The organism is Tenacibaculum profundicola, assembly GCF_057220795.1.
Map to the genome: position 1 here is coordinate 4326271 of NZ_CM170137.1, position 22171 is coordinate 4348441.

Consider the following 22171-nt stretch of genomic DNA (forward strand, 5'->3'; position numbering starts at 1 on the left):
CTGAATAGCAACAAAGGGCTGATTTACTTTTAACCGGCCCTTTGTTTATAGTTTTTAAGATAATTTTTTATCAGATAAGTTTAGTCCATTAGCAAGATTAGAAAGATTGCTGAACAAGTTTTCTTCATCAGAATTGCTAGCTTTAGCCTTTAAATTAAGTAAAATATTAGCAATACTCAAATTTTTAATGTCTTCTGAAGAAATACCGTATTGATTGGCAAACTCTTTTACTTTCTCAAGTAAGTTTCCTTTAACATCGTCACTACCTAAAATGGCATCTTTTACATCTTGAATGTTTGTGCTGTGTTGTACTAACCTATCAACACCTTTCGCCTTGGTTATTTGACCTATAATCTGATCAAAGAACATCGTTTCACCACCGACAATATCAATATTAGCTGCTTTTAGAGCATCGCCAATCACTTGTGCTTGTGCATCGGCAATATCTTTTTGGATACCAATATTTGCTAAGTCAACTTTTAATTCTTTATCCAAACGAAGCTTGAATTCTTCGTGGTCTTTACCAACGCCATCTAGTTTCTTCATAGCTTCTGCTTTCTCTTCAATTCCTGCGGCTTCGGCTAATGCAATTTCTTTATTACCTAGTGCTTCAGCTAGGGCTTTTTCTTTAATAACTACCGCTTCGGCAATTCCTTCTTCTTTTAAGGCGTCAGCTTTAGCTAGGGTTCCAGCTGCTTCTGCTTTTGCTTTTTTCTCAATAATTATGGCTTGAACTAGTCCTTGACGTTCATGAGCGTCTGCTTTCGCATGCATTACTTGTGCTTCAGACATACCAATGGTAGCTTCTTCTTTTGCTTTTGCTTCTGCTAATGTTTTCCTGGCTTCTGCTTCTTTTTCACTTGCTTCTTTTTGAGCATTTGCTTCGATGTTTATTTCTTCTGCTTTTTGTTTAGCAGCTTCTTTTTGAGCTTCAGCGGCTTTTGTAGTTTTAATTAAAGCCTCTTCTGCGTTAGCTTCGGCAATAGTAATTTTAACTTGTTTTTCACGATCAGCTGTTTTAAAAGCTTCGATATCTTTCATGTTTTCTTGTTCTTCAACTACGCCTTTTTCTAAAGTTACACGGTCGCGAATGACATCTTGAATGTTTTTCTTTTCTACCTCTACTACTTTTTCTTTCTCTATTTGTGCGAGAGTGACAATACGTTCTCTTTCTGTGGCTTCTAGCATCCTGTCTTTTTCTACACGTTCCGTTTCAACAACTTCCGTTCGTTGTTTGTTTTTAGCAGCAACAATAATTTGTCGTTGCATATTTTCTTCGGCCACTTGTACTTTTTCTTCTGTTACAATGCGTGCTGATTCTGATTTTAAACGCTCCTCTTCAGCAACTTTTAAAGTTTCAGCTTCTTCGCGTGCTTTGATATTAGCAATTTCACGTTTTTGTTGTTCTTCTTTTTCGGCTAATTGTTTATCTAATTCTAAGATCGCTTCACGAGCTTCAACATCTTGTTTACGAATTGTTTTTTCTTCATCACGCTTAATTAAATTTGATTTGATATTTTGTGCAGCGGTTAATTCTGTTATTTTTTTAATACCCTCAGCATCTAGAATATTATCTGCTTTTAAATAGCTAATAGGAGTTTGTTCCAAATAATCAATAGCGCAGTCTTCTAAAGTATATCCGTTAAGATCTCGCCCGATCTCCGTTTTAATTTCTTCTCTGAATTCACTTCTTGACTCATAGAGTTGAACAAAATTGAATTTTTTCCCCACGGTTTTTAAGGCTTCAGAAAACTTTGCTTCAAATAATTCGTTTAAAGTTTCAATATGTGAGGCTCTTTCACAACCAATGGTTTGAGCTACTTCAATAATAGCTTCTTTAGATTTATTAACTCTTACAAAGAAAGCCACTTTAATATCCGCTCTCATGTTGTCTTTACAAATTAACCCATCTGTTCCTAAGCGATCGATTTCAATCTTCTTTACAGAAATATCCATAATTTCTAGTTTATGTAATACAGGAATTACATACATTCCCTTATCGAAAGCAACAGCGGTACCTCCAAAACCTGTTTTTATTAGAGCTTGGCCTTGAGGAATTTTTTTATAAAAGAGTCCGATGATAATTACAAATAGTAATATCAGAGAAGCTAGTCCACCGACAACCAAAGTAACAATGCTTGAAATTAAGTCAGTTGCGGCAAAAATAAATAGAATTGAGTTCATAGTTTAATTTTTAATTATATGATTGAATGTAATAGTATTTTTTGTCAGAAGATTCTTTGATCACTAAAATTTCTTTTCCGGATTCAATTTTTTCTCCGTTCAAAGATTTAACGCTTATATTGATAGGGTCATAACCAACATATAGTTTAACACTTCCAAATTTATCATCTGAAATATTGGCTATTAAAGTTCCTCTTCTGCCTATTAGATCTAATTTTTCTACGCCTTTTTTTTCTAATTTTTTAAAGAAATTTTTAAAAGGTGTTGTAAATAGTTTGTTTAAGATTAAAGAGGGAATTATCGCAGCAAAAAAGAATACTAAACCAAACAAATGATTGTAACTATCGGTGAGGTAGGTTGATATAACGGTAATAGCCCACCAAAAGAAAATCCAAGAGGTTAGTGTAAAGAAAAAAGGGAGTTCTACAAAATTGAAATATATAAGAACGACTTGCCACCATTTTAATTTTTTCCTTCTTTCACCAACAACTGTTTCTTGTTTTAATTCAATGTTTAACACATCGTCGGTATCAATAGATGAATCAAAATCTATATCAGAATCCATATCCATATCCATATCCATATCCATATCAAAGTCTAGATCTAATCCTAAAAGCAAGGTTAAAAACCTATAGGTAGCTAACAGTATAAGGAGTATGGTTAAAGGAGTATTGATGGTTGAAAAAACTAAATCTGTTAACGTCATTTTTGAGAGTATTTTAAATTTATTTATTCAAACCTAGTTGCTCTTTAAGTTTAGCTAAATTTTCATCGGCAGTGTTTTCCTTTTCGTTGATAACATTATCCAATTCATCGTCTATTGATTTTGAAGAGTTGGCCAAGTCTCCATAGGCCTCTGCTAAAGCTTCTTCCTGATGAACCTTGTCTTTCATTCTCTTTAACATTGAAACGGTACCACTACTATCTAACTCCGCCATTTGTTTGCTCAAATTTTTCGTAGCTTTAGAAACTTTAACACGAGCTGTTAGAGTTTTTAACTCGCTTTCCCAGTTGTGAATATTTTGTTTTATTTCTTGTACGTTACTTTCTAATTGCGAGACAGAAGTATTGAATTTTTCGGATTCAATTTTAGTTTTAGAGATTTCCTGTAATGTTTCTTCTTTCTTTAGTAAGGCCTCTTTGGCTAACCTATCTGCGTCGTTAATATCAATCTCATCTTTTTGTGCTTTTTTCAATATAAGCATTGCTTTTTGTTGATAATCTTCTGCCTTAGAGGTGAGCTCCTCAATATCATTTTTAGCTCTTATGGCTAAGGCTTTTATTTGAGCGAGAGATTCTAAGCTTTTTTCTAGGTCTAAGCGTAAATCTCTGATACCTTGCTCTGTCATTTTTATAGGATCTTCCATTTTATCGATCGCCGAATTTGCTTCGGACTGTCCGATTTTAAATAATCTTTTGAATATATTCATGATATAATTCTTTAATATGTTGAAAATGTAATAATTTGTTCTGAATACTCACTAAGTAATAAACTCAATGAGTTTAAACTAGCCTCTAGTTCGTTAATATCTAGATTTTCCAATTGTAAAGTATCTCTGAAAATAACACACTCGCCACTTTCATCTAAAACAAAAGCGCCATGAATAATGTCCCTGTTTTTTTTTAGAAGACTTTTAAATAGTTCTTCGTTAGGTCGATTTACTTTAAAAATAAATTGTTCAATAATAATTATAGGGGAAGCTACGCCAATAATTAAGTTTTTTAAACCAAAACTTTCTTTTTCAACGACAAAAATACCATCGGGTTCGTTTTCCTTTAAAATGTTGAAATTAAGATGCTGTAAAAAATTCTTTGTTTTTAAGAAGTGGGTTTTCATTAGCAATTATTTTGATTATTAGTGTTTCCTTTTCAGATCGTAATATTACAAAAAAGTTACGAGAACTAGATTTGTAATGTAAATTGTTATTAATACCATATCGTTTTTTTTAAATTGTTTTTTAGTTTATTTGAATTTTATCTAAAAATAATAGCAAAATTCACATATATTAGCTAATATTGTTAGTGTAAAGATACGAAATATTTTAATAAATGCAAATAAAATTAGCAAAATGTCTTTTTTTGGAAAAAATATAAAAAAAATTAGAGGAGTCAAAGGTTTGAGTCAACAATCATTTGCTGAAATATTTGACCTTAAGAGGGCAACTTTAGGTGCTTATGAAGAAGGAAGAAGTGAGCCCAAAATAGAAACGCTGATTAAAATTGCTAATTATTTTAGCACTTCTATTGATGATTTACTAACTTCTGAACTTACGGTAAATGCATTGCTGAAGTTTAAAGGTGATTTAGCATTACGGGCAGAAATACCAGAAAAAGAACATTTACCCCAAATACCACTTATCACCATTAAAAACAGTGTGAATTATATAAAGCACTACAATAAGGTGAATTTTATCAACGATTTACCTTTTATTCAGTTGCCTATCAGTACGGATAAAAAATTCAGGGCCTATACAGTTCATAATTTAGAAATGAGCTCGTATGATAAGGGGTTGTATCCTAATGATATTGTTGTAGGCGAGTTTGTTTCTTTAACATCTATACGTAATGTGCATCAAGGAGAGTTAACTTTGGTGTTGGTAGCTGATGAATTAGTGTTGAGACGTCTATATGTCTCCGATGACAATATCGTGCTCAGAGCACAGCATAAAAACATAGATGATAAACAATATAAACTAGGGAGTGTAAAAGAGGTTTGGCGCATACGCTACTCGTTCATCAGACGTTTACCTGAGTTTGGTAATTCTATGGAAGATAAATTGTTGGTTTTGGAAAGAGAGCTTCAAAGGATTAAACGTAATGAGTAAACCCCTTAAAAGTTCCTCCTTTTATTTTTAATTATCCTTAATTATGGAGTTTACGTACTCAATCGGTATTAGGGAACTCTTAAGTGTTTTTCATTGTAAAGACTACAGTAAAAAGCGCCTGTTTATTTAGTATAAATTTGTTGGTTTTTGATTCGAATACTAAGTTGAGGATGTACCTGTACTTTTTGTTATAAAAGCTAAAGTGTATTAATTTTGATGAGCCATTGTATGGTGTAGAATTAGAAAATATAGTGTTTGTAGAAGTTTTAATTAATAGCTAAAAAATATATAGATGATAGCGCTAGAATACTAATTATAAAAAGAAAAGAAAATTATTGATTTTTTTTTCTTTTTCGTAAATTTATCATCTAAAATCAATAACAAAATGAATATACCTCAAACCAGTTTCCCACGTGTGGTCATTGTGGGTGGAGGATTTGCAGGATTAGCTGTTGCTAGGGGACTAGAAAATCAAGAACTACAAGTTGTATTATTAGATAAACATAATTACCATACATTTCAGCCATTATTATATCAAGTTGCTACGGGGGGATTAGAACCTGACAGTATAGCTTTCCCATTAAGGAAGCGATTTAATGATGTTGAAAATTTTTATTTTAGATTGGCGGAGGTAATTAAAATAAATGCTGAAAACAACGAGTTAGAAACGTCCATTGGAAATTTAGAATACGACAGATTAATTATAGCTACAGGTTCTACAACTAATTTTTTTGGTAACACCAATATTGAAAAATATTCGATGGAAATGAAATCTGTTCCGCAGGCCTTAAACATTCGCAGTTTAGTCTTGGAAAACTTTGAAGAAGCGCTGTTGCAAACCGATTTAGAAAAACGGCTTGCTCTTATGAACTTTGTAATTGTAGGGGGAGGCCCCACCGGAGTTGAGTTGGCAGGAGCGTTGGCAGAAATGAAAAAGGGTATTTTACCTAAGGATTACCCGGATCTAGATATCCGCCAAATGAAAATTAATTTGATTCAAAGTTCTAGCGAATTATTAAGCGGAATGAGTGATAAGGCTTCGAAAAGAGCGGAGGATTTTCTGAGAGGTCTGGGCGTTGATATTTGGAAGGATCTGTTGGTGTTGGATTATGATGGGGAAACGGTTACGACGAATGGTGAAGATCACTTTCAGGCACAAACGGTTATTTGGGCGGCTGGCGTAAAAGGTGAGATGATTGATGGATTAGAAACACAATGTATTGTTGAAAGAGCATGCAGGGTAAAGGTAGATGTGTATAATAAAGTAATTGGGTATTCTAATATTTATGCGATAGGAGATGTTGCTCATATGGAAACAGCGAAGTTTAAAAAAGGTCACCCAATGATGGCGCAACCGGCTATACAGCAAGGGAAGTTGTTAGCAAAGAATATCCTAGCTGAATTGAAAGGGAAAAAGCTAAAACCTTTCGTTTATAATAATAAAGGTTCTATGGCCACTGTAGGACGAAATAAAGCGGTAGTTGATCTTCCAAAATGGAAATTTCAAGGTGTATTTGCGTGGTTTGTATGGATGTTTGTACATCTTTTCTCATTGATAGGGTTTAGGAATAAAGTGATAGTTTTTATGAATTGGGTCTATAATTATATACGTTTTGATAGAGAAACACGATTAATTATCAGGCCTTTTAAGAAGAAAAACAAATATTCTTTTAAAAGCGAGCATGTCTAAAACAAATTCAAACATAAAATGCAAAGAATGTGGGATTTTTACGGAGAACTCTGATTTTTGTAAGAACTGTGGAAGGCTTATTTCGTATACAAAACAGCTAGAACTAAAAAAAGCAGCCGTTAAACAGGAAGAAATTGAAGAAGTAGTAAAGGAATTGGAAAAAACCAATTTGGCTAAGAGATTAATGCAACATCCTTTTTATCCTTACAAAATGGTAGGTTTGATCTTGTATTCAGTTTTTTTTATTGTGAGTGTGATAGGTGCCTTTTTAGCTTGGTTTATTGCAATGGTGGCGGCAGGATAGAAAATGGTATATGTATGACTTTAACTTGATCTAAGAATAGACAAATAGTAATGGTAGAAGAATGAAAAAAGGATTGCATTATTATTTTGGAGTTTCGTGCTTTCTGGGTTTAGGTATTTATATAGCGTCTCGATTGAATCTTCGCTTACCTAGCTATGTGAGGTTTTATGTAAATGACTTTTTAATTGTTCCTATCGTACTTACGCTTTGTTTATATGTATTAAGAAAACTAAAAAATGAGGAAAACTTCACCATACCTGTTTTTTATGTGTTTTATATAAGTTGTATGTATGCGTTTATCTTTGAGTTTTACTTACCAAAATTTCACGAACGATATACTGCCGATATCATTGATGGACTTTTGTATTGTATAAGTGGGGGCATATTTCATAAACTTCAGAAATACACGGTTTAAATGAAAAGTTGTGGTATAAAATTAAAATTTAAAGACTATAATTATTATTGAAAGTGTGAGCTCTAAAATGTAGGTATCCAACCTAATAACAGACCAAAGCTTTGTAATGCTGTTTTGCTACATTTTAGTAAGCAATGTACTGGATGTGACATACGTAATATTTTTATTAAAACGATGTAATGATTACTGTCTCAATTTCGTATATAAAACAAGAATGCTTGGGTACAGTAGTAAGTTGGGCATCATACTTGATGATAATTTTTAAACAGCAGTGGTATTGCTATTTTGATGCATTTTTTTAAAAAATTAATGTTAGCCCTTTATTTTTAGTATATTGCAAAAAAAATAAACTATGGATGCAAGAAAAAAAATAATTTTCATTTTATTATTTACAACAAGCATTGTTTTTTCACAAACACAATTAAAGTATAGTTTTTCTATTGATAAAGAAGCTAAAGAATTAATAATCGCTACCATAAAGAAAGACTTAGGTAACGGAAGTAGTGTAAGTAAAAGCAAAATTTTTTGGGCAGAGAAAGGTGATAATTATACGTATAAAGTTATCATAAAAAGAAGAAAAGCTATTTTCTTCTATAAGGGAGATGACGTCTTAATTGAAAAAAAGATAGAAGCTTTGTTCGGTAAGATAAATAAGATTTAGGGAATTTTAAAAAGTTACTTTTAGCTCCTATTTATAGGATTTACTATATGAGAAGTTATATAAATTTCAATCTAGTAGCATTACATAGGTTGATTTTTAATTAATTTTTTCATGAAATAAATTGATGTTATTATGTTTTCTATTTCAAATAACCATCGGTATAAAGCACAAGTATGACTGCAATGAAACGGCTGTGTAACTTAAGTTAAGAATCGGTATAACTTTTGATTTCGTGCCATTTGGTTGATTTCTATTGTTTTATGAGAAGGTGCAGTATGGAGAGGCAATACCATTTACCATTTTATTTTACAGTAAATTCAAACAATCACTGGTATAAACTAATAAATGAAAGTTTTTGATGGAGATATACGTTATCTATAAAGTGTATTTTTGAAAAGTAATTGGAAAGATGAATACCAGATTTTTATGATGAAAACGACAAACGATATAATAGGTAGAATTGATAGGGTATTAGTTTTTATAGATGAGAATATCGAGAAGAAATTACCACTGGAAGAGATTGCGAAAGTAGCCTATTATTCTCCATACCATTTTCATCGATTATTTTCAGCTGTCATAGGGGAAACATGTAACAAGTATATTCAAAGAAAGCGTATTGAAAAAGCTGCACGTTATTTACTGCGGGACGATGAAGTACCCGTGTCTGAAATTGCAGATAAACTCGGGTATACGAATATTTCCACATTCTCTAGAAGCTTCAAGCAATTCTATGGTATATCTCCATCTACTTTTAAAGAAGAGTCGAAAAGTAAATTCAGCAAGATATGTATAACAGAAAGCAAGAATGGTAAGATTAAAATAGACCTACAACCGTACATTCGAAACGTAGAAAACTATTTAAATTTTATTGAAATGAATACGCAAATAGAAGTTAGACACGTAGCTGAAATTAACGTGGCATATATAAGTCATATAGGTCCTTTTGAAAAAATTAACAAGGTATATGATAGGCTGGTGAAATGGGCTAACCCTAGGGGATTAATGAATGAAGAGGTGAAGATGTTGACTATGTATCACGATAGTCCAAAAATAACAGAATCTGATAAGTTACGAACCAGCGCTTGTATTATTTTAAAGGAAGAAATTAAGGTGATTGGAGAGATAGGATTGCGGTCTATCCCATGTGGTAAATATGCTATTGCCCGATATGAAATTCAAATACATGAGTTCGAGAAATCCTGGGAAGCTATTTTTGTTTGGCTTTCAGAAAAAGGATATCAAGTCAGGAATGCCAACCCTTTTGAAATTTATCATAATGACTTTAGCAAGCATCCTGAAAAGATGTGTATAGTTGATTTTTATGTGCCTGTAGTATAGGTTTATTACATATAGAATAAAAGCTGAATTAAGAATAATCCAGCTTTTATTGATTAACAGCATCCTGAATTCGGATCACAACTGTACGCTTTTTGGGCATTCAAATCAGACAAACGAATACGAGGTTTTTCCTGAGGCACAATGCCACATTGGTCTTCTGCTAAACAAGCAGTAGCTTTGTTCACTAGCAGGAAATTTTTTCCATTAAAATCCAATCCATATTTTCCTATGGTATTGCCTTGATATTCCACTTCTATCTCCAAATCTTCTAAGTTTAGTGTTTTTTCGGATAATTCTATAATATGAACTAATTTTTCAGGATGCAAACGATGGTCGTAATCATCTTTGTTCCAAAGTTGAAAATTAATAACCTCTTCTTGCCTTACAGTGCCGCCGCAGTCAATAAAATGTTTACTTACTTTTCCAACTTCCGTTACATGGAAATGAGAAGGTACTAAGCTGCCATCTGGGAGTTCAAAGGCAATGGTTTTGAGGTTTTTTAGGTAGTTTTTTATTTCTGATAGTTTCATAATGTCTCTTTTAAGGTGGTTAATACGTAATATAATTCAGTAGCAATTTCAGTACTACGTTCTAAATACTTTTGTTCTTCTAATTCAGAATGATCAAATGCTTTAGGGTCGTCGTAAGTAATAGGGATTCGTTTTACGGCTCCAGCAACTAACGGACAACCACTATCGGCTTGTGAACATGTCATCACCGCAATAAAATTCGATGTAGGATTGAATTCGTGAAAATATTCTTTTGAAAAAGCTATAATTGGTAATGAATTTTCAGATGATTTTATTCCATATACAGGATTGACGTTTTTAGAAATAGTACTAATAGTGAACCCTTGGTTTTTGAGAGTTTTAATGACTTGAGGAGCTATAGCAGTGGCTTCAGTTCCTCCAGAGTAACAAAAAATTGAGGGATAATTAAAGTGTTTAGCTAAAGCTTGCATCCATATTTGTGATAAGTGACTTCTTCTTGAGTTGTGTGTGCAGATAAAATTGAGGAGGATCAGCTCTTTCCTGTGAATTTTAGTTTGTAAAGTGTTAACGAGTGGTGCTAACACCTCTTTTCTCTCTTCCGATATCGAAGTAATATCCAGTTTTTCTATAGTTTCTAATAAAGTTGTATTCATTTTTTCTACAATATCTCGGTTTAAGGTTGTAATTATTTTATTGACAACAAGAGCTGTTTGTTGATGGTTCTGAAAATAGACTTAACAGTATGGTTTGAATAGTAAACCAATTTTCTTCGTCAATACAGTAGCAAACACTGGTTCCTTCAATATTCCCTTTGATCACACCAATACTTTTCAATTCTTTTAAATGCTGAGAAATAGTAGGCTGAGCCAAACCAATTTCATTCACTAAGTCTCCGCAAATACAAGATTTGATTTTTAATAAATGTTGAATGATCGCAATACGAGCTGGATGGCCTAAAACTTTAGCTACCTTGGCGATTTTATTTTGTTCTTCTGAAAACATTTCTGTTTTAGTCAATCCCATAACCTTGTTATTTATATATTGCAATATTACGATTAATGTTTTATATTGAGCAAGTTTCACCCTAAAATTATACTATTTCTAATGTTAATTGTCCAGCCATAATTTTAAATGATTACTAATAGGTAAAACAGAAGTATGGCTGCAAGGAAATGGTTGTGCAGCTTTACGTAAGACCGGGTATTAAATAAAAAGTGCATTTTATTACCGTAATTTGAGTTCGCAATTAGTATACGATCGTATAAATGAACAAAATTCGTCTAGTTTAATTTTTGCTTGGTCATCAATATCACTTCCTTTTTCATTAAACCAAGCATGGGTTTCGCCTAAGTAATTCATCCCTAGGTAATTTGCGCTTTCTTTAAAAGGCATGACAAAACCAGGTTTTAAATCGTTAGCACCTGAATTACTAATTAATGCCATGTTTTTTCCTTGTAATTGTCTTCCTAGGTCTTTTTTATACTTCAAGAGATCGGAGAGTCTATCAAAGAAATTTTTCATAATGCCACTCATGCTATACCAGTACACCGGAGTCGCGAAAATAATAGTATCGTATTTCGATATAATAGTTTCCATTAAAGGAATAAAATCATCATCGGCATACTTAAAATCATAGTCAAAAGGACCAATAGTTTTCGTTTTCAGATCAATAGTGTCAAAACAACCATTTTCATTTATATAATCAATTATTTTGAAAGTGTTGCCGAAACTATTTGAACTACCTTGTATGATTACTTTATTGTTCATTGTTTATGTTTTAATTTAAGTGCTTATTGTTTAGTTTTTAGTGTAGTGTTTTTAATTAAAAGTCATTACTAACACCTGTTTAAAGCGTCAAATTAAGAAATAAACTGGAGAGAGAACTGGTTGTGTAATTGAATTAGTTGATAAATACCAAGTAAAAATCAATCGTTAAACGTTTTTAATTTCTTACTTTTATAGTACCATTACCATAATTTCTAATGAACGTAAATAACTATAAAGTTTCTGGAGTTTTACAATTGCAAAATTTAAGTACTAAGGAAGTCAAATTACAGGCCAAAAAAGAACTTAAAAAATTGAGAAAGGAAATTAGTGTACTTCAGGATAGGATGTATGCAGAAGGAAAGTATAGTATGCTTATTTGCTTGCAAGGAATGGATACTGCAGGTAAGGATAGCTTAATCAGAGAAGTTTTTAAAGATATTAATGCTAGAGGAGTCGTGGTTCATAGTTTTAAAGTGCCAACAGAGCTCGAATTGAAGCATGATTTTTTATGGAGACATTATTTGGCACTACCGGCTAAAGGGAAAATAGGTGTATTTAATAGAACTCACTATGAAAATGTTTTAGTAACAAGAGTTCATCCGGAGTACGTGTTTGCTGAAAATATCCCAACGGTACAATCATTAGATGATTTGGATGATGCATTTTATCATGCAAGAATGGATAGTATAAACCAATTTGAAAAGCATTTGTCTGAAAGTGGTACGATTGTGTTGAAGTTTTTTTTAAACCTTTCTAAAGACGAGCAAAAAAACAGACTATTACGTCGATTAAGTATTCCTGAAAAGAACTGGAAATTTTCTGCAGGTGATCTGAAAGAACGTAAATTATGGGATCAATACCAAGTGTGTTATGAGGATGTATTGAATAGAACATCAACTAATTACGCTCCTTGGTATGTCGTGCCTGCTGATAATAAACCAACGGCTAGGTATATAGTGGCAAAGGTGCTTTTAGAAGAATTAAAGAAATATAATTTTAAAGAGCCTTCATTGACAAAGAAAGTAGTAGATCAAATAGATAAATTTAAAGAACAATTAAATAACGAATAATATAGGATACTTGTGCTATATGTAAAGAAACCTTTACCGTACAATGTGTCCACATACTTTTATACATGGAATTAAACTTAACAAAACCTATTGTCTTTTTCGACTTAGAAACGACAGGGATAAATATTGCGAATGATAGAATCGTTGAGATATCGATATTGAAAATATATCCAAACGGAAATAAAGAAAGCAAAACATGGTTGGTGAACCCTGAAATGGAAATTCCTGCGGAAGTCATAGCCGTTCATGGAATAACCAATGAAAAGGTAGCTTCGGAACCAACGTTTAAAGAATTAGCGGTGAAAATAAATGAAATGATTGCAGATTCTGACTTGGCTGGATTTAATTCCAATCGTTTTGACATTCCACTATTGGCAGAAGAATTACTAAGGGTGGGGATTGATTTTAATATGGAAAACAGAAGAGCAATTGATGTTCAAGTGATTTTCCATAAAAAAGAACAGCGTACCTTAGGTGCTGGGTACAAATTTTATTGTGGAAAAGATTTGGAAGATGCGCATTCAGCTGAAGCAGATACCTTAGCAACCTATGAAATATTGAAAGCACAGTTAGACAAGTATGATGATATTGAAAATTCAGTTGAAAAATTAAGTGAGTTTTCATCACATACACAACGTGCAGATTTTGCCGGATTTATTTTGTTCAATGAAGAAGGGGAAGAGATTTTTTCTTTTGGGAAGTATAAAGGTAGAACCGTAGAGGAAGTACTTAAGGAAAACCCAGGGTATAATTCTTGGATTCAAAATGCCGATTTCCCGTTGTATACGAAAAAGGTTATGAGGCAAATAAAACAAAGAATGTCTAAGCCGGTACAAGTATTATCCGATGATGAAAAATTAAAAGCATTACAAGCGAAATTTAATGCAAGATAGTTGTCGATTGAAAGAAGAGAACGATTATTAATACAAATAATTTAGATCTAAAAATGTTTACAGAATATAAAAATTTACCTGGCAATTCAAGAGTTTGGGTGTATCAAGCAGATAGAGTATTTAGTTCAGAAGAAATAGAATTGATTACTGAAAAAACAAAGTTGTTTATTGATAATTGGACACGCCATGGAGATGATTTAAAGGGGTCATTTACTATAAAATACAATCAGTTTTTAGTATTGGCAGTAGATGAAAACTTTAACAACGTTTCAGGCTGTTCTATTGATGCTTCAGTACGTTTTGTTCAAGAATTAGAAAATCAATTACAGATCGACTTAATGAATAAAATGAATATTTCCTTTAAAGATGGAGAAAATATAAACATTGTAAAGCTTTCAGATTTTCAAAGATTTGCTAAAGAACAAAAAATTACTCCTAGTACTATTGTTTTCAATAATATGGTGAATACCAAAAAAGATTTTGAAGCCAACTGGGAAATTCCAGCTGAACAAAGTTGGCATAAAAGATTTTTGGTATAACTATTGAAGCTAATAGAGCGTTACAGGCAAGTAAAAAACATACATGGAAATATTAATAATTACTGGACCACCATACTCTGGAAAAGGAACGCAATGTGAAATCTTATATAAACAATTAGATTTCAAGCATATTTCAACTGGTGATAGATGTCGATTTGAAAAGGAAAATGGAACTGAAATAGGAAGAATAATGTCAGAATATGAAGAAAAAGGAGATTTGGTTCCTGATGCTATTATGAAAGATCTTTTCGGTAAAATTCTAGACGAAAATACATCAAATAACGGAATAATATTAGATGGTTATCCTAGAACCAAGGCACAAGTAGACGATCTACTTGAGCTTGTAGAATCGAAAGAAATGAAAATAGGGAAGGTGTTAAACATTGATGTTCCAAAATCGGAGCTTTTAGTTAGAGCTAAAAAAAGAGCCGAAACATCGGATAGAAAAGATGATAAAGATCCAGAAATTCATACAAAAAGAATTCAGGTTTTCGAAAATTCAACAAGACCCGGAATTGAATATATGAAATCAAAAATTAAAGTTCTGACCTTTGATGGACTGGGAACAATTGACCAAATAACTAAACGAATAAAAGCCAGCTTGTAATGATAGCTAGAATTAATAAGAGTTTATTTATTATACCTAGTTTAGAGTTTTAATGGAGTCCGCCAAATCTATTGATTTGGCTTTATGTATACAGAATATAAACGAAAACAAATAGTTTTAGCTAAATGCTTAATTGAAAGTTTACTGCTTTTAATTCAGGTACGAAGCATAGCCAAGACAATATCTATAGTTGATAGAATGAGGAAAAAGATACTTTTAGTTACGAATATAATTTTTATAGGCTTATTACAAGCACAACAATTAGATCCATTACAAGCGAATGATATAGAGGCGCAAACTATTTGGGTGGATAGTATTTTAAAATCAATGTCTATCGATGAAAAAATAGGGCAATTGTTCATGATACAGGCGTACTCGAATAGGGATAAAAAACATGAAAATTATGTTATCGATATGATAACTAAGTACCATGTGGGGAACTTGATTTTTATGCAAGGAACACCTGAAAAACAAGTTATTTTAACAAATAAGTACCAAGCCAAATCAAAATTCCCATTGTTAATTGGTTTTGATGGTGAATGGGGCTTAAATATGCGGTTAAAGAACACCTATCGATTTCCATGGAATATGACCTTAGGCGCTATAACTGATAACAAATTACTCGAAGAAGTAGGGAAAAGAATAGGAGAGCACTGTAAGAGAATAGGGATTCATATGAATTTTGCACCTGTGGTTGATATTAATACAAATCCGAACAACCCCATTATTGGCAACCGTTCGTTTGGTGAGAGTAAAGAAAATGTGACTACAAAAGCAATAGCGTTTACTAAAGGAATGCAAAGTGTGGGCGTATTGGCAAATGCAAAGCATTTTCCAGGGCATGGAGACACCTCAACCGACTCTCATAAAACACTACCTACGGTTAATTTTTCAGAAGAACGATTGGACTCTGTAGAATTATATCCTTACAAGAAAATGTTTGATACCGGCTTAGCAAGTGTTATGGTAGCACATTTGAGTATGCCACAGTTAGAACCGAATAGAGAGTTGCCTTCATCATTGTCTAAATCAATTGTAACCGATTTATTGCAAGTAAAACTTGGCTTTCAAGGGCTTATTATAACGGATGGATTGAATATGAAGGGAGCGGCAAATTACAGTACTCCCGCTGCGATAAATTTAGCAACTTTGCAAGCTGGCAATGATCTGTTATTGATCCCACAAGACATTCCTGAAACAGTTAAATTATTTAAAGAAGCAATAGATACTGGTGATTTAACAGAAGAACGAATAAATCACTCTGTAAGAAAAATATTGAAAGCAAAGTACTTGGCAGGGTTATATGATTTTAAACCGTTAATAACTGATAATATACAACAAGATCTTCATAGAGTGGAGGATGTAATTTTACATAGAAACCTAATTAAAAATGCGGTTACTGTAGTTAAAGATGACGTTAAAAATTTACCAATACAACATCTTGAAAATAAAAAGATAGCCTATGTTCCTTTAGGTGATGATACTGGAGTTGATTTTTTGCGAATGATGAATAATTATACCAAAGTAGACAAGGTTACAAGTAAGCATTTAAACACATTACTTCAAAAGTTAAAAGAATACAATACAGTAGTTGTTGGATTTCATAAGTCGAATAAACATCCTTGGAAAAGTTATAAATTCACAAATAAAGAATTAGTGTGGTTGCAGGAAATAGCCCGTAACAATAATGTAATTTTAACCATTTTTACAAGCCCGTATAGTTTACTACAACTAAAATCATTTACGAATATTGAAACTGTTGTGGTAGCCTATCAAAATAGTAAGTTATCACAAGAGCTAACTGCACAAGGGCTATTTGGAGCCTATGAGTTAAAAGGAAGATTGCCTGTAAGTGTTAAGAATGAGTTTAAAACAGGGGAGGGTATTGATGTAAAGAAACTTGATATACTGGAATACACAATTCCGGAAGAAGCAGGTGTTTCATCAGAAAAATTAAACATTATAGATAAAAGAATAGACACCATTTTAGCACAGAAAATGGCGCCTGGAGGACAAATTTTAATTGCACGAAATGGCAAGGTTTTTTATCATAAAAGTTTTGGACACCATACATTAAAAAAGAAAAGAAGGGTTAGGGATACTGATATCTATGATTTAGCTTCTTTAACAAAAATAATAGCTTCTCTTCCTTTAATAATGAAGGCCGAAGAAGATAAAAAGATAAGTCTCTACTCTAGCTTGGGAGATATGCTGCCAAGGTATAGTGATTCAAATAAGGATACGTTGATGTTGAAAGAGATATTATCTCATTATGGACGCTTACGTGCATGGATTCCTTTTTATTTAAATACGAAGGATGAAGAAACAGGGGAGAATTCATTGCAATATTATAGAAAGAAAAAGTCTGAAAATTTTACTGTTAAAGTAGCAAAGAACCTCTACTTAAATAGAAGTTATAAAGATACCATATACAAACATATTGTAGAATCAGAGCAAAGAAATAAACCCGGTTACGAGTACAGTGATTTAGGGTATTATATGATCAAGGAAATCATAGAAAATAAATATCAAGAGTCTTTAGATAAGTTGACGGATGAAATGTTTTATCAACCTTTAGGGGCGTATAGAACAACTTATCTTCCGTTAAATAAATTTACAAAACGAGAAATTGTTCCAACTGAAAAAGATAATTATTTCAGGAATCAATTGGTTCATGGATATGTGCACGATATGGGAGCTGCTATGCTAGGTGGAGTGGGCGGACATGCAGGTTTGTTTTCAAATGCGAATGACATTGCTAAAATCATGCAAATGTATTTGCAAAAAGGAAGTTACGGAGGTAAACAATATTTGAAACCAGAAACGCTTGATAAATTTAATAGGAGATATTACGCTAAAATGAAAGTTCGCAGAGGTTTAGGGTTTGATAAACCACAATTAAGACCAGAAGAAAAACCAACCTGTGGCTGCGTGTCAGATAAGAGTTTTGGGCATAGTGGCTTTACAGGAACATATACCTGGGCAGACCCTGAAAATGGTATTGTATATGTGTTTTTATCCAATAGAGTGTATCCAACCATGGGAAATAGAGGGTTGTTAAAAAGCAACATGAGAACCAAGATTCAAGAGGATATTCAAAATGCTATTTTGGAGGAGTAGGCGCGAATTTTGTGTAGCACAGAATCATAGTAAAACTAAAGATAATATAAAATAAAGCTGTTTTGTAGTTAAATAAATAAGCGATTAAGTAACTTTGGAATAGATAGAACAATGGAAATAAAACCAGAGTAATGCTGAAACGAAAGGTGTCAATAAACTCAAATTCTTTGACTTTTTTCGAAGCTATTTTCCAAGGAGTGTACGGAAATATACTATTGACAATAATAAGATAAAGTAAGGGCTTGTAATAATTGTAGCTAGGTGTTTTTTTATAGACTTGATCTTTTTTAGTAATTAATTCGTTTACTTCATCTACCAAGGTAAAATCTGTTTGAGCATCATTCAGTTGTTTAAGAACTGAACTGTAATTTTCGTTCGCAGGAATATGAACTGTCAGTTCTCTCAATTGTTGAGAAACTAATTTTTTTAACACTTCTGTTGTTCGGAATCGATCGTTATCCAGATAAGTATTGACATCAATAGGATTGCCGATATTAAGTACTACTTTTAATGGGTATTGAGAAGGATTTTGGTAGGTAATTCCAATAGGTACAATATATAATTTTGTAGAAGGTGATGTGTCTAATGTTTGATAAATAATTCGAGTAAATCCTTTACTTAAAGGCCTTATTGTTCGTTTTCTATTATGACTTCCTTCAGGAAAAATTAATAGCGCTTTATTGTTTTTTAATAATGCCTCACATTTATCAAAAATAGCTTTGTTTCGAGATAGTTCCTTAATGCCATCCCTAATTCTATAAATTGGCATCATCCCCAGTAAATCGAAAAATTTTGAAGCAATCACGTTTTTAAATACGGAAGCTCTAACCAAGAAGTGGGTTTTACGTTTGATATGGGTAGCTATGAGAAGAGGGTCTATGAGTCCGTTGGGATGATTTGCAGTAAATAGTACCGCACTATTGTTTGGAATTTTATCTGTGCCGTTAACGATTATTTCTTTTGTGTAAAAAAACAATCCAGTTTTTATGAAAATTTTAAAAAAGTAATAGATCATAATAGGGGTTAAATTTTCTTTCTAGTTGCCCAATAGCTAGCTAATAGCATTCCTGAAAAAATATCCCAAACACCCCAAAAAGCAGCCAAAAGAGCCATGCCTCCTAAACCATTGAAAAAACTAAAAATTAGCAATAAACCAAGACCTCCGTTTTGAATACCAGTTTCTATAGAAATTGTTTTCGTGTCTTTTACTGAAAGATTAAATGTTTTAGCCGTGAAATAACCAATAAAATAAGCAAAAACATTGTGGAATATAACCAGAAACATTACCAAATGAACATAGTTTTTAAAAATATCGACATTGTCATAGAGTGCGATTACGATAAGTATAAGAAAAAATAAGACTGAAAATGGACGCAGTATAGAATTTATTTTTTTAGCAATTCGATCACTATAATAATTAAGTGTCATACCTAATATTAAAGGAATTCCTAAGATGAGTAAAACAAGTTTTGTTAACTCAAAAGGATCTAGCGCAACCGTTTTTAAAATAGCTTTTGTAGGAGGATATAGACCTCCCCAAAAATGTAAATTCAAAGGCGTCATAGCGATGCAAATCAACGTAGCAAAAGCGGTTAAACTAATGGAGAGAGCAGCGTTTCCTTTAGCCATTTTACTAAAGAAATTAGAAACGTTTCCTCCTGGACAAGCAGCTATTAAAATCATACCCAATGCAAAACTCGGATGAGGTTTAAGTATTAGTACCAATACAAACGTAAGGAAAGGGAGTAAAATAAATTGTGATAATATACCAACAAATAAAATTTTAGGATTCTTTAAAAGTCTTTTGAAATCATTTATTGTAATGTCGAGTGAGATACCAAACATTATGATGCCTAAGGCAATGTTTAAAACCCATAGAGCTTCAGTATCAAAATTGATTTGTATAGAATCTATTTGAAGATTTTTAATGTTTAAAAGCATATTCTAATATATTAGCACCCATTTTTAAAGCCTTTTCTCTAACCATTTTTGGATTGTTATGAACAGAAGCGTCTTCCCAACCATCGCTGAGATCACTTTCATAATCATAAAAGATAACCAATCGCCCTTTATAAAAAACTCCTAACCCTTCAGGTGGTTTTTTATCATGCTCATGAATTTTTGGCAGTCCTTTAGGAAACAGAAAAGTTTGATGGTAAATAGGATGCGATACAGGGATGGGACGTAACTCACTTTTTGGAAAAACCTTTTTCAATTCCCTTCTAATATATTTGTCTAAACCATAGTTATCTGAAATATGCAAGAAGCCTCCTGAAATTAAATAATTTCTTAAAGTTTCTATAGCTGAATCATTCAAGAAAACATTGCCATGACCGGTCATAAATACAATAGGATAATTGAATATAGCATTATCATCTGGAGAAACTACTTGTGGATCTTTATCAATTGCAGTTTTAATGGCTGAATTAGCAAACTGTATTAAGTTAGGTAAGGCAGTAGGATTAGCATACCAATCACCACCTCCTTTATATTTTAAAACCGCTATTTGTTGAGTATATGAAAAAAGGGTAAAAAATAAACATGAAATAATTATAAATCTCTTCACTAAATATGAATTGGGATGACAATATAATAAATCATAATTAAAAAACACCAACGATTTAAGTTGGTGTTTTCTTTTCCCCTTAAGAAATTAATGTATGATAAAATATACCTAATTTGGATATTAATTCCTAGCGCCAATATAGGTCATTTTTTCATTATTAGAGTTTGAAAACATCCAAATTAGATGTTTTCGAACTTATTTTAGCCATTGTATGAGTATTTGTATGTAATACAATTAAAAACATCAATTAAAACTAATTGATGTTTAAAATACAACTTTTCTTTTTCATTATTGAATAGATTTATATCTTATTCAACAATACTTTTGGGTAGTTATACCAGTTATTGTTTGAATTTACTGTAAAAGAAAAAGGACGTTTTATTACGATAAATTCAAATGGTAAATGGTATTATTTATGTTTCCTTCGCTCAGAGTTCAAATATAAGAGATACGAAAAAGATATAGTTTGAAAACGTCTAATTTGGATGATTTCGGACTTATTTTAGCACATTTTACAATAATTATTAATTGAGCAGTCGCTTTTGTTTTCTATAAGTGAACGGTGTTGTACTGGTGTGTTTTTTAAAAACAGTATAGAAAGTCGACTTAGAATTAAAACCAGATTCTAAGCCTATTGAGGTAATGGTGTAATTTTCATAGCTAGGGTTTATCAAAAGGTTTTTAGCTTGTTCAACCTTCATTTCATTTATATAATCTATAAAGCTTTTGTTGGCTATGGTATTAATTATAAGCGAAAGTGTACTTGGACTAAAATCCGAATCCTTAGACAGATTTTGCAAAGTATATTTTGAGAGTAAAAATTTCTTTTCTTTTCGAATATAGTGATCAATCTTGGTAAAATATTCTCTGTATTTTTTTAATTGCTCATCAGAAATATTGGTGTAATTAGAGTTAATATTGCTTTTTTGTTTGGTTTCCGTTATGGATAAAGGGGAGGTTAATAATAATTCTCTTATACGTTGCCTTTCTTTTAAAACCCTAAGTTGATTTAGTCCTTGATAACCTAACCAATAGATTAATATTGTGGTATAAATTCTTAAGGGATAATAGGAAAACATAAACCCTGTAAAATTCATGCTTACCTTTATTATTAAAGCAGAAATCCATAGAAAATAACCTAAAGAAGAAAGTTTAAAAAAAGTGTTTATCCATTTTAAGTTGTCATATGACAATATTCTAGGGAATAGCTTCTCTTTACTATACAGGATATAAAAAGAATAAATAAATAAGCTTATTGATACCAAAAAACTTATAATCTCTTCAATTGACGTATATTTTTCGTATAAAAAATCTTTATACTCATTTGAATTAAGATCACTGTAGTATAGCACAAAACTAATCTGAGCAATTATTAAAAGAATAAATAATGGGATAATTACTTTTAGTAAATTAAAAGCCTTAGATGTTATCTTTAAGTAATTAATCAGAAACATATAAAGAAAAGGCATGGCTAAAAAATGCCAAGGTATTTGAATATAAGCTAACGCAAATTTGTATTGAAAAAGTTTATTTTCAAGAACCCAAGATTGAATGTTATTTAATGAAATAGATAAAATCAGAAGGTTTAAATAAAGCATACTTTTTTCTCTACCATTTCTTGAAGAAAATAGTATTATGCTAAATGTAAACCCATGTAACGCACTTATTAGTAAGAATAAATTAAAAAAAACAGACGTACTC

At 31.9% G+C, this 22171-nt stretch carries 22 protein-coding genes; 10 read left to right on the forward strand and 12 right to left on the reverse strand.

The annotated features are described in order from the left end of the window. Window positions 1–54: 54 nt before the first annotated feature. From AC2TDS_RS17720 to AC2TDS_RS17735, 4 genes are read right to left on the reverse strand one after another with little or no spacing between them, the layout of a single operon-like run. The gene (locus tag AC2TDS_RS17720; RefSeq protein ID WP_484736905.1) at window positions 55–2184 is read right to left on the reverse strand and encodes a flotillin family protein; all 2130 of its coding nucleotides are present in this window, start codon (window positions 2182–2184) and stop codon (window positions 55–57) included. A gap of 10 nt (window positions 2185–2194) precedes the next feature. After that, the gene (locus tag AC2TDS_RS17725; protein ID WP_484736906.1) at window positions 2195–2890 is read right to left on the reverse strand and encodes a hypothetical protein; all 696 of its coding nucleotides are present in this window, start codon (window positions 2888–2890) and stop codon (window positions 2195–2197) included. A 19-nt stretch (window positions 2891–2909) separates the two neighbouring features. Next, window positions 2910–3614, reverse strand: coding sequence for a PspA/IM30 family protein (locus tag AC2TDS_RS17730; protein WP_484736907.1), 705 nt, complete (start codon window positions 3612–3614; stop codon window positions 2910–2912). An 11-nt stretch (window positions 3615–3625) separates the two neighbouring features. Continuing rightward, the gene (locus tag AC2TDS_RS17735) at window positions 3626–4021 is read right to left on the reverse strand and encodes a type III secretion system chaperone family protein (RefSeq protein WP_484736908.1); all 396 of its coding nucleotides are present in this window, start codon (window positions 4019–4021) and stop codon (window positions 3626–3628) included. A gap of 232 nt (window positions 4022–4253) precedes the next feature. Here AC2TDS_RS17735 and AC2TDS_RS17740 point away from each other — a divergent pair, with 232 nt between their 5' ends. From AC2TDS_RS17740 to AC2TDS_RS17760, 5 genes are all read left to right on the forward strand, one after another. Then, window positions 4254–5009 carry a helix-turn-helix domain-containing protein gene (locus AC2TDS_RS17740; RefSeq protein WP_484736909.1) on the forward strand — a complete coding sequence of 252 codons (756 nt, stop codon included), beginning with the start codon at window positions 4254–4256 and terminating at the stop codon, window positions 5007–5009. A 385-nt stretch (window positions 5010–5394) separates the two neighbouring features. Continuing rightward, window positions 5395–6699 (forward strand): NAD(P)/FAD-dependent oxidoreductase, encoded by a 1305-nt coding sequence (locus AC2TDS_RS17745; RefSeq protein ID WP_484736910.1) that lies wholly within the window; start codon window positions 5395–5397, stop codon window positions 6697–6699. Then, window positions 6692–7003: a hypothetical protein gene (locus AC2TDS_RS17750; protein WP_484736911.1), complete on the forward strand. Its 312-nt coding sequence runs from the start codon at window positions 6692–6694 to the stop codon at window positions 7001–7003. Before AC2TDS_RS17745 ends, AC2TDS_RS17750 begins: the two co-directional genes overlap by 8 nt. Before the next feature lie 767 nt (window positions 7004–7770). Then, a complete protein-coding gene (locus tag AC2TDS_RS17755; protein ID WP_484736912.1) occupies window positions 7771–8079 on the forward strand; it encodes a hypothetical protein in 309 nt (102 codons plus the stop codon). 426 nt (window positions 8080–8505) lie between these two features. Beyond that, window positions 8506–9417 (forward strand): AraC family transcriptional regulator, encoded by a 912-nt coding sequence (locus AC2TDS_RS17760; protein WP_484736913.1) that lies wholly within the window; start codon window positions 8506–8508, stop codon window positions 9415–9417. A 53-nt stretch (window positions 9418–9470) separates the two neighbouring features. Here AC2TDS_RS17760 and AC2TDS_RS17765 read toward each other — a convergent pair whose 3' ends face one another. The 4 genes from AC2TDS_RS17765 to AC2TDS_RS17780 all read right to left on the reverse strand — a co-directional run bounded on the left by AC2TDS_RS17765 (window position 9471) and on the right by AC2TDS_RS17780 (window position 11675). After that, on the reverse strand, window positions 9471–9947 hold the full coding sequence (locus AC2TDS_RS17765) for a DUF6428 family protein (RefSeq protein WP_484736914.1): 477 nt from the start codon (window positions 9945–9947) through the stop codon (window positions 9471–9473). After that, window positions 9944–10561 carry an arsenate-mycothiol transferase ArsC gene (locus AC2TDS_RS17770; RefSeq protein WP_484736915.1) on the reverse strand — a complete coding sequence of 206 codons (618 nt, stop codon included), beginning with the start codon at window positions 10559–10561 and terminating at the stop codon, window positions 9944–9946. Before AC2TDS_RS17770 ends, AC2TDS_RS17765 begins: the two co-directional genes overlap by 4 nt. 37 nt (window positions 10562–10598) lie before the next feature. Further along, entirely contained in the window at window positions 10599–10931 is a 333-nt protein-coding gene (locus AC2TDS_RS17775) for an ArsR/SmtB family transcription factor (protein WP_484736916.1), read from the reverse strand. A 201-nt stretch (window positions 10932–11132) separates the two neighbouring features. After that, window positions 11133–11675, reverse strand: a complete 543-nt coding sequence (locus AC2TDS_RS17780; RefSeq protein ID WP_484736917.1) for a flavodoxin family protein — start codon at window positions 11673–11675, stop codon at window positions 11133–11135. Window positions 11676–11890: 215 nt separating this feature from the next. Between AC2TDS_RS17780 and AC2TDS_RS17785 the strand changes: the two genes are divergently transcribed. The 5 genes from AC2TDS_RS17785 (at window position 11891) to AC2TDS_RS17805 (ending at window position 17904) form a co-directional block, all read left to right on the forward strand. After that, complete coding sequence (locus AC2TDS_RS17785) at window positions 11891–12745, forward strand: PPK2 family polyphosphate kinase (protein ID WP_484736918.1); 855 nt, start codon at window positions 11891–11893, stop codon at window positions 12743–12745. A 65-nt stretch (window positions 12746–12810) separates the two neighbouring features. Next, on the forward strand, window positions 12811–13638 hold the full coding sequence (locus AC2TDS_RS17790; RefSeq protein ID WP_484736919.1) for an exonuclease domain-containing protein: 828 nt from the start codon (window positions 12811–12813) through the stop codon (window positions 13636–13638). A gap of 53 nt (window positions 13639–13691) precedes the next feature. Next, window positions 13692–14177: an ABC transporter ATPase gene (locus AC2TDS_RS17795; protein WP_484736920.1), complete on the forward strand. Its 486-nt coding sequence runs from the start codon at window positions 13692–13694 to the stop codon at window positions 14175–14177. A 43-nt stretch (window positions 14178–14220) separates the two neighbouring features. Continuing rightward, a complete protein-coding gene (locus AC2TDS_RS17800) occupies window positions 14221–14784 on the forward strand; it encodes an adenylate kinase family protein (RefSeq protein ID WP_484736921.1) in 564 nt (187 codons plus the stop codon). A 198-nt stretch (window positions 14785–14982) separates the two neighbouring features. Next, entirely contained in the window at window positions 14983–17904 is a 2922-nt protein-coding gene (locus AC2TDS_RS17805; RefSeq protein WP_484736922.1) for a serine hydrolase domain-containing protein, read from the forward strand. Here AC2TDS_RS17805 and AC2TDS_RS17810 read toward each other — a convergent pair. The 4 genes from AC2TDS_RS17810 to AC2TDS_RS17825 form a co-directional block, all read right to left on the reverse strand. Beyond that, the gene (locus AC2TDS_RS17810) at window positions 17888–18880 is read right to left on the reverse strand and encodes a 1-acyl-sn-glycerol-3-phosphate acyltransferase (RefSeq protein ID WP_484736923.1); all 993 of its coding nucleotides are present in this window, start codon (window positions 18878–18880) and stop codon (window positions 17888–17890) included. The two genes, AC2TDS_RS17805 and AC2TDS_RS17810, sit on opposite strands and share 17 nt — an antisense overlap. 47 nt (window positions 18881–18927) lie before the next feature. Beyond that, on the reverse strand, window positions 18928–19845 hold the full coding sequence (locus AC2TDS_RS17815) for a bile acid:sodium symporter family protein (RefSeq protein WP_484736924.1): 918 nt from the start codon (window positions 19843–19845) through the stop codon (window positions 18928–18930). Continuing rightward, window positions 19829–20470 (reverse strand): DUF4159 domain-containing protein, encoded by a 642-nt coding sequence (locus AC2TDS_RS17820; protein WP_484736925.1) that lies wholly within the window; start codon window positions 20468–20470, stop codon window positions 19829–19831. Before AC2TDS_RS17820 ends, AC2TDS_RS17815 begins: the two co-directional genes overlap by 17 nt. Window positions 20471–20994: 524 nt before the next feature. Further along, on the reverse strand, window positions 20995–22068 hold the full coding sequence (locus AC2TDS_RS17825; RefSeq protein WP_484736926.1) for a helix-turn-helix domain-containing protein: 1074 nt from the start codon (window positions 22066–22068) through the stop codon (window positions 20995–20997). Between the last annotated feature and the right edge of the window lie 103 nt (window positions 22069–22171).

What these genes read in the sequence shown, in the direction of transcription:
- AC2TDS_RS17825 (WP_484736926.1), bottom strand. Translation starts at nt 22,068, where the DNA reads ATGCTTTATTTAAACCTTCTGATTTTATCTATTTCATTAAATAACATT.
- AC2TDS_RS17770 (WP_484736915.1), bottom strand. Translation starts at nt 10,561, where the DNA reads ATGAATACAACTTTATTAGAAACTATAGAAAAACTGGATATTACTTCG.
- AC2TDS_RS17735 (WP_484736908.1), bottom strand. Translation starts at nt 4,021, where the DNA reads ATGAAAACCCACTTCTTAAAAACAAAGAATTTTTTACAGCATCTTAAT.
- AC2TDS_RS17805 (WP_484736922.1), top strand. Translation starts at nt 14,983, where the DNA reads ATGAGGAAAAAGATACTTTTAGTTACGAATATAATTTTTATAGGCTTA.
- AC2TDS_RS17725 (WP_484736906.1), bottom strand. Translation starts at nt 2,890, where the DNA reads ATGACGTTAACAGATTTAGTTTTTTCAACCATCAATACTCCTTTAACC.
- AC2TDS_RS17775 (WP_484736916.1), bottom strand. Translation starts at nt 10,931, where the DNA reads ATGGGATTGACTAAAACAGAAATGTTTTCAGAAGAACAAAATAAAATC.
- AC2TDS_RS17780 (WP_484736917.1), bottom strand. Translation starts at nt 11,675, where the DNA reads ATGAACAATAAAGTAATCATACAAGGTAGTTCAAATAGTTTCGGCAAC.
- AC2TDS_RS17790 (WP_484736919.1), top strand. Translation starts at nt 12,811, where the DNA reads ATGGAATTAAACTTAACAAAACCTATTGTCTTTTTCGACTTAGAAACG.
- AC2TDS_RS17720 (WP_484736905.1), bottom strand. Translation starts at nt 2,184, where the DNA reads ATGAACTCAATTCTATTTATTTTTGCCGCAACTGACTTAATTTCAAGC.
- AC2TDS_RS17765 (WP_484736914.1), bottom strand. Translation starts at nt 9,947, where the DNA reads ATGAAACTATCAGAAATAAAAAACTACCTAAAAAACCTCAAAACCATT.
- AC2TDS_RS17740 (WP_484736909.1), top strand. Translation starts at nt 4,254, where the DNA reads ATGTCTTTTTTTGGAAAAAATATAAAAAAAATTAGAGGAGTCAAAGGT.
- AC2TDS_RS17795 (WP_484736920.1), top strand. Translation starts at nt 13,692, where the DNA reads ATGTTTACAGAATATAAAAATTTACCTGGCAATTCAAGAGTTTGGGTG.
- AC2TDS_RS17745 (WP_484736910.1), top strand. Translation starts at nt 5,395, where the DNA reads ATGAATATACCTCAAACCAGTTTCCCACGTGTGGTCATTGTGGGTGGA.
- AC2TDS_RS17785 (WP_484736918.1), top strand. Translation starts at nt 11,891, where the DNA reads ATGAACGTAAATAACTATAAAGTTTCTGGAGTTTTACAATTGCAAAAT.
- AC2TDS_RS17730 (WP_484736907.1), bottom strand. Translation starts at nt 3,614, where the DNA reads ATGAATATATTCAAAAGATTATTTAAAATCGGACAGTCCGAAGCAAAT.
- AC2TDS_RS17755 (WP_484736912.1), top strand. Translation starts at nt 7,771, where the DNA reads ATGGATGCAAGAAAAAAAATAATTTTCATTTTATTATTTACAACAAGC.
- AC2TDS_RS17800 (WP_484736921.1), top strand. Translation starts at nt 14,221, where the DNA reads ATGGAAATATTAATAATTACTGGACCACCATACTCTGGAAAAGGAACG.
- AC2TDS_RS17750 (WP_484736911.1), top strand. Translation starts at nt 6,692, where the DNA reads ATGTCTAAAACAAATTCAAACATAAAATGCAAAGAATGTGGGATTTTT.
- AC2TDS_RS17760 (WP_484736913.1), top strand. Translation starts at nt 8,506, where the DNA reads ATGATGAAAACGACAAACGATATAATAGGTAGAATTGATAGGGTATTA.
- AC2TDS_RS17815 (WP_484736924.1), bottom strand. Translation starts at nt 19,845, where the DNA reads ATGCTTTTAAACATTAAAAATCTTCAAATAGATTCTATACAAATCAAT.